The sequence below is a fragment of the Pantoea sp. Morm genome (assembly GCF_016643525.1).
GTDB classification, from domain to species: domain Bacteria; phylum Pseudomonadota; class Gammaproteobacteria; order Enterobacterales; family Enterobacteriaceae; genus Pantoea; species Pantoea dispersa.
On the sequence record NZ_VOQX01000152.1, the window covers coordinates 1 to 6,449 of the forward strand.

The 6,449-nt window shown below is 52.2% G+C and carries 6 protein-coding genes and 1 pseudogene; 3 read left to right on the top strand and 4 right to left on the bottom strand.

Translation table 11 applies throughout. The features are described from left to right. Positions 1-256, bottom strand: a pseudogene (locus FT726_RS25640) (DUF1275 family protein); the annotation flags it as partial. Positions 257-1,185: 929 nt separating this feature from the next. Here FT726_RS25640 and FT726_RS25645 point away from each other — a divergent pair. From FT726_RS25645 to FT726_RS25655, 3 genes are all read left to right on the top strand, one after another. Further along, entirely contained in the window at positions 1,186-1,392 is a 207-nt protein-coding gene (locus tag FT726_RS25645) for a hypothetical protein (RefSeq protein WP_034823391.1), read from the top strand. A gap of 3 nt (positions 1,393-1,395) precedes the next feature. Continuing rightward, positions 1,396-1,647, top strand: a complete 252-nt coding sequence (locus tag FT726_RS25650) for a hypothetical protein (protein WP_034823392.1) — start codon at positions 1,396-1,398, stop codon at positions 1,645-1,647. Positions 1,648-1,975: 328 nt separating this feature from the next. Continuing rightward, positions 1,976-3,469 carry an EAL domain-containing protein gene (locus FT726_RS25655; RefSeq protein WP_166935117.1) on the top strand — a complete coding sequence of 498 codons (1,494 nt, stop codon included), beginning with the start codon at positions 1,976-1,978 and terminating at the stop codon, positions 3,467-3,469. A 287-nt stretch (positions 3,470-3,756) separates the two neighbouring features. Here FT726_RS25655 and FT726_RS25660 read toward each other — a convergent pair whose 3' ends face one another. The 3 genes from FT726_RS25660 to FT726_RS25670 all read right to left on the bottom strand — a co-directional run. Next, positions 3,757-4,302: a glycosyltransferase family 9 protein gene (locus FT726_RS25660; RefSeq protein ID WP_052127441.1), complete on the bottom strand. Its 546-nt coding sequence runs from the start codon at positions 4,300-4,302 to the stop codon at positions 3,757-3,759. A gap of 11 nt (positions 4,303-4,313) precedes the next feature. Further along, positions 4,314-4,826 carry a glycosyltransferase family 9 protein gene (locus FT726_RS25665; protein ID WP_052127442.1) on the bottom strand — a complete coding sequence of 171 codons (513 nt, stop codon included), beginning with the start codon at positions 4,824-4,826 and terminating at the stop codon, positions 4,314-4,316. Positions 4,827-5,758: 932 nt separating this feature from the next. After that, the coding region (locus tag FT726_RS25670; protein ID WP_346303679.1) for a DUF481 domain-containing protein at positions 5,759-6,449 on the bottom strand (691 nt) is incomplete at its 5' end.

Consider the following 6,449-nt stretch of genomic DNA (forward strand, 5'->3'; position numbering starts at 1 on the left):
AAAGGCCACGGCGAGGCGCGCCAGCGTGGCGCCCGTCACGAAGGCCAGGATCAGCATCGCCAAAAAAAAGCAGGCCTTGCAGGTCCCAGCGGCCCGCCTCAGCAGACAGCTGGGAGATATTACCCGTCATGTGAGAGGGGAAGAAGCCAAATGCGCCGAAGGCCATGGCGTTGAGGACGCCCGCCGTGGTGGCAAGCGTGAGGGTGAGCAGGCGATCCTCACCGTGAGTACGGTGTTTTTTTCTCCTGAGAAGCATATAGTCAGATCCAGATGATAAATGGACCTTAATTATGAGTAATCACGCGCAGTTATCAATCAGGCCATTACCGCGACCACCGCCATTTTTACCACCGGGCGCACGTTTCGCATACATACCGGCCGTCCTGTCTCTTTGTTGCCTTTACGGCCTAGACAACGGGCAGGAGCACGGCCTGCATCCAGACGCTGGCGAGCCCCGTCACCAGTTTAGTGAATGGCTCAGCTCCTCAGGAGCGCCGCAGTATGCGATGCTTGGGTCAACAAGATCCCATATCATAGCGTCTCCCGTACAGAAATCGCCAGCGCAGGTCATACTGAAGCGCTCTTTAATAAGCCCCACGGGCACCCATACGTAAGGTTTTTCACGCAGAAGCTTAGGCTCGGTACTGCCACACCTCAGGAAAATGTCATGCCGGTATTCCTGCCGCCACTGCGGGTAATGACATTTTCTGAATTGTGAGCCCATTCAAGGTCGCGGGAATGTTCAACGGTGGGGATATTATAGCCCGTGCCGGATTGTTTTCTGCAAAGTGGGCAGTGACTGCGAAAGTATTTCAGAGTTCTGACATAAAGTATAAACGCCACTTCATCGCACATACAGGAGCCGCTAACTACCACTGGATTTCGCAAAAGCGTATTCCTCAATCCGTTTTCGGGCACACCGCTGTACCCGGACTGGCATGATCGTCCGCTTCCATAAGTCTGACATAAAATGTTTAGTGTCTGAGCAGTGGCGGCCGATATCCAATGAGGACTTATTTCAACTTAAGGAAGAAGATCATGGTCAGTACAGTAATCAATTACGGTATCACCGCGGACCTTTCAGTCAAACCGGAAAGAGACGGATATGATATCTCCCTGGCGGAAGAGGATGTCAGCCTGCTGAAGGCCAGTTAGGGTACTTTTACACCATCGCTGAGTCAGGAAATGATCGACAAAAACATGAATGACCTGCTCCAGTTGCATAACAGCATTATCAGTCAGAGCAGAAATCAGGTAAATGGCATCAGTAATGACGTGAATGAATACTTTCCATCGCTCCAGGCGGATTCATTCCTTGCCCGGGAAGAAATGTCCGGCCTTATTGCTGAAGCGCTGCAGTCGTATGATGGCTCAGGAAACGCCATCACGTAATCAATGGATCTGGCAGTCACGAAAGACATACTCAGTAAGCTCGTTGAGTCGTTCGTTCCGGAGGCCACTCAGGCGCAAAGCTTCAGCGAAGTTGATAAATTCATCTCCGCCAAAGTGTACGCACAGGATGATTTGCTGTGTGACATGATCAGCAGGTCGCTGGACATTGCCCGGCAGTACGGTAATCAGTCTGACCAGCAATATTTTCAGCAGCAGCTTGAGTTTATCAGCGCCGGAACACATGACACACAGTAAGAACGGGCTCAGATGATTTCAATCATAGCGAGATCTGATGACAGCACCGCGTGGCTATCAGCCCTGGCGCAGATGATAAGCAAAAAAGATGACAGTGACTTCTTCAGAGATATCAGCGCTGAGCATATTAATGACCTGAAAACCCGGGTTCATTCATTCAATGTTAAAATCAGTTAAATGCAGAGTCTGCGCAGTGATGTCCCTATTCAGTATCCGCTGAATGGCTGACCCAGCACTGGTTATGTAATCACGCGCTCTGAAATTTAAGGGTAATATCAGCCTTTGAGGTTAACATAGCTGATTAACATCCGGCTATGGAGTCAACAGGATGGGAGCCAAACGTGATTTTCTCACGGTTATACGGCCATACGAGCGCCTGACTGCAGCGGTCATCATGACTCTCGCGCTGCTGTGTGCGGGCGTCATGGCCGTATTGAGTCACTTCAGCAAAACGGAAGAGCAGGCCCGGAACGACAAAAATCAGCGGGCAAGCGACTATGTCGCCTCTCTTTACAGGGAAGCAGAAACCGTCAGCCGCGCCGCGGAGCCTTTTGAAGAAGGTGCCTGTACGAATGAAGTGCTCACGCGGCTGCGTCATATCGTGGCAGTGAATCCCCATATCCGCTCCGTAAATTTCTATCCGGAGTACGGTACGGGTTGCTCATCACTCGAAGGCCGACTGCCGGAAAGGAAAGTCTCCTATTCAGAAGGCCATGTCCCTTTTTACACGACAATGAAACAGGAGGACGGATACATTTATTACCTGGTTTATTTCAGATCGTCCGCCTCTTTAACCGGCGTAGCTGTTAATGGTTATTTTGTGCGGGACGCGCTTCGCTATATTTCCCCCGATGCTGCCTTCTATCCTCTGCAGGATTTCATGAAGCTGAGTCCTGCGGGTTATGCCTGGAAAAGTTCACAATATCCCTTTGTTCTGGTTTCATCTGACTCCATGAACATCCGCAGGCTTCTTCTTCACAGCCGCGCGGTTATTATTTTCATTCTTGGCGTCAGCCTGCTGGCGGGCTGGTTGACTTATGTCAGCACCGGTCTGATAAACACGCCGCGGTTTGCGTTGAAATACTATCTGTACAAAAAAAGCTTTTACCCGGTGTATCAGCCTGTTATCAGTACGCGAGACAGAAAGGTGGCGGGGCTGGAAATCCTCATGCGGTGCGGCAATAAAAAGGGGAATGAGGCCTCGCCGGCGCTTTTTATACCGCTTGCCGAACAGAGTGGAATGATTGGGGAGCTGACTTTGCAGCTGCTGGAGAAGGTGCGGGAGGACTTCGCTATGTTGTCAGAAAAAGGCCTCTATCTCGCCGTGAATATCACCTCCGAAATCGTCGAAAACCCCGAAACCCTTAGTGAATTACTGAAGTTTACCGAACATGCACAGCGCTATGGACTGGACGTGCTTGTTGAGATTACCGAACGTCAGAGCTTCAGCCTGACAGAACAGCTGTCCGAAAAATTCGCCCTGTTACGCAAAGCCGGCCTACATGTTGCCATAGACGATTTCGGAACGGGATACTCTAATCTCTCCAGCATCACGCAGCTGAATCCGGATTACCTGAAAATTGACAAGGATTTTACTGGCTACAGTATGGCAGGGGGGGTCAGGGAAGCAGTGCTGGAGAGCGTGCTGCATATTTCCGCAATCACGGCTATTCCCGTAATTGCGGAAGGCATTGAAACTCCCGCGCAATTCCAGTATTTGCGGGAACGAGGCGTATGGCTTTTTCAGGGATATCTGTTCTCTCGTCCCTGTGATGGCCGAAGCGTTTCAAATTATATTCGCGATTTTTACGTTCAATTTTAACCAGATGGGCATGTTGCAGGACACACCTGCAGAAACCTCCTGCACATTAACGGGTGGCACGGGATAATTTCCTTCAGGAGTCTCAAGCTGCCAGGCCCAACCGGCATGCTCTGACAACCTGCTGTCAGAATTGACGCCGTGATCTCTGGTAATGGTATCCGCCAGCCCTGTTGCTAAGTGAGCGCCTGCTGGTCAGATGAAGTGCTCTACTATTGCTACTCGCTACAGTTAGTATTAGCAGGACGGACAGCCCCACACAGGCGGTCCGGATTTATAATGGGCTGAGTTCAGGCACTGGCAGGCGAGGCAGAAATCCATGCACCGGTGCCTGGCTCACCAGACGAGTTGATAAGCGGATCGATCGCACGAATGACGTCTTCTGGGCTGATGTCATTCACGTGTTCACGGCTGCCCCGCAGAGTCTGATGAGGCACATGCCAGGGATGCCAGTGTGCCGGATCGCTGTTGCCATATAATGCCACGACCGGTAATCCGAGCGCGGCTGCAACATGTACGGCCCCCCCGTCGCTGCTCACCACTGCTGAACACAGGGAGAGCGCGGCTTTGAGTTCTTCCAGCGTGCGGGTAGGCACGGCCTCAAGTCCGTAGCCCGCCGCTAGTCCGGTGATGTATTCCGCCTTAATGTCGTCGCCCGGGTGCATGGGGTTCGAGCTTTCGCCGGGTGACCAGAATAGAAACATGCGGCATCTGTAGCGCTCAGCGATAAGGCGGGCAAGCGTGATAAAGTTACCGGCGGACCACTGCTGGCCCGGTTTTCGTGCGCTTATCTGCAGGGCGATAATTCGCTCATCCGGCGTAACGCCACAGGTCATCCTGAACTTCTTTACCAGATCAGGGCCGGGTAGACGCTGCTCTTCCCGGGGTTAAACCGGCGCAGCGGCGGTACGTCCGTTACGGCTGCAGCTAGCCTGAAAAGCATTTCAGCAACGTGCAGGGTGCCCTCAGCCCGGGACACAAGCCTGTCAATCAGCGGATGTGCTTCATCCCCGAATGCGATAACGCGCTTAGCGCCTATGCCGGCAGCCCACTTGACCGAATGCGAATCCCGGGACGATTTAGCGATAATCACCGCGTCATATTTTTCCTTTCTCAGCCTGAATATGGTTTTTATTCGTACGGCGGCAGCCATGATAACGCTGATCAGGTTTTTACAGTGTTTGGATTTGCTGTACTCATGCACCTTACGGATATGCGGATTATGGCTGAACACCGGCGATGCATAGCTGTTTGTCAGCACATCTGTGGTCGCTCCGTGGATGGCGGACAGGTGCGCAATGAGCGGCGTGGCAAGTATGCTGTCGCCTATGTTGTCTCTGCAGATGACCAGTATCTTCACCTTAAATTACCTTTTTGAAATGATTAACGAAGGGTAAGAGTTCGGGTAATCATTTCCGTTCAGGGAGGCCTGAAGGTTTTTCACCGAATTTCGTATTCAGTGCATTAGGCTTACAATTGACATAACTTCCGCTGTCGCGGATAAATTTTTTTCTCAGAACAATATTCCTGACACCGAGTTTTGCGTGAAGCATGAAGTCTGACCTTTTCTCTGAGACACTACGCAGTCGCCATAAGGCCGTATACGGTTAAAGCTGTTAAGACCAGAAATCATCCCGGCGTCAGAACGGTCTTACTGGCCATTATTTGAAGCTGCGCTGACGGGCGGATGACCAATGCGCATATACATGGTCGCCGGCGCGCTGTATGTCCGGCATTGAGCTACTGTTATTATCCGGACTTTTTTGGCTGAGGTCAGCCGACTGAGCGGAAGGTGGCCACCGCTGAAGCGCGTCTAAACTCCCTGCTTTCCGGGACGGTAGTGATGCTCTGGAAACAATCTGACATCGTTCATGTGACTGTGTGTCAGCCCCTGGAGTGGAAGGTTTTCGGCGGTGTCCCCGGAAGGCGGGCAAACGTACTGCATCATTCCCCCTGATGAAGTTCACCTGGCCTCAGGGAGCAATCTTACTGTCTGAGGCCCGCCGAACGTCCATCATCAGGCAGGCCGCTGACTCCGCCTGCTGTCTGTATTACGCAGATGCTGAATGTCACCCTGACCTGCCTCCGGACCCGCCGCTAGGGCCATATCCCGTCGGAAAGTGGTACTGTTCAGCTTAACGCCACTAGCAGCAGAACCATTTTTCTCATCTTCATCTCCTCAGAAGCCATCAGCGTATCAGATAGGATGTCAGGCAGAACGCGTGGTTTGATAAGGTATCTCCAGGGGGAGCGAAAATTGATGTCCCGGTTCCGGAATGCAACATCGCTGCATCAGGGAATGTTATAAACAATGGAAACCTGCGTTTTTGTGTCGGTTTTATCCGGCGCCGTGGAAGGCGGCATGGAATTGTGCGTGTAGTTATACGTCACTTTCAGGGCGAACCTTTTATTTAGGCCGACTCTCAGGCCGGTTTCGGAATTGAGAGTGGAATCCCTGGAAGCAAGCACTGAAACGCCCTGTATAAAATAAGCAGCGTCAGTGAGTTTGTAAGAATAGCTGAGGGCAGTATAGGCAAGCGCATTGGTCGTTTCGTTTCCGTCAGTGAACTCATCATGCCTGACGCCAGGGCCGACCTCAGCGCGCAGAGTATGAAGCGGCCCGCTGAATATCTGCCTACCGTATCCGGCTACCGTGGTGTAGCGGCCTCGGTACCCGTTGAATCTGTCGCCTGACCACCCGCTCTGTCCGAAAAGGAAATTTTTGCCGTCCAGGTTATGCCGCAGGCGCAGGCCCGCCTGATATTTCTCGGAGGAGCGGGTGTCATCAGAGCTGTAGTTGTAGGCTTCTCCCCAGAGGCTGTAAGCGTTCGCCCTATCAAACCAGGTCAGCGTTGAATCAGCCGAAAGGGTGGACGTACGGGAATTACCTCCCTGATGGGCGTAGCTGCCCTGAACGTTACCTGCAAAATCACTTTCAGCCGTGGAAGGATCATCAGGAACGGTAAAAATGTCTACGCTGGCC

Bases quoted from the DNA above. Each gene is read 5' to 3' on its own strand.
- FT726_RS25645 (WP_034823391.1), top strand. From the start codon at position 1,186: ATGATCGACAAAAACATGAATGACCTGCTCCAGTTGCATAACAGCATT.
- FT726_RS25650 (WP_034823392.1), top strand. From the start codon at position 1,396: ATGGATCTGGCAGTCACGAAAGACATACTCAGTAAGCTCGTTGAGTCG.
- FT726_RS25655 (WP_166935117.1), top strand. From the start codon at position 1,976: ATGGGAGCCAAACGTGATTTTCTCACGGTTATACGGCCATACGAGCGC.
- FT726_RS25660 (WP_052127441.1), bottom strand. From the start codon at position 4,302: ATGACCTGTGGCGTTACGCCGGATGAGCGAATTATCGCCCTGCAGATA.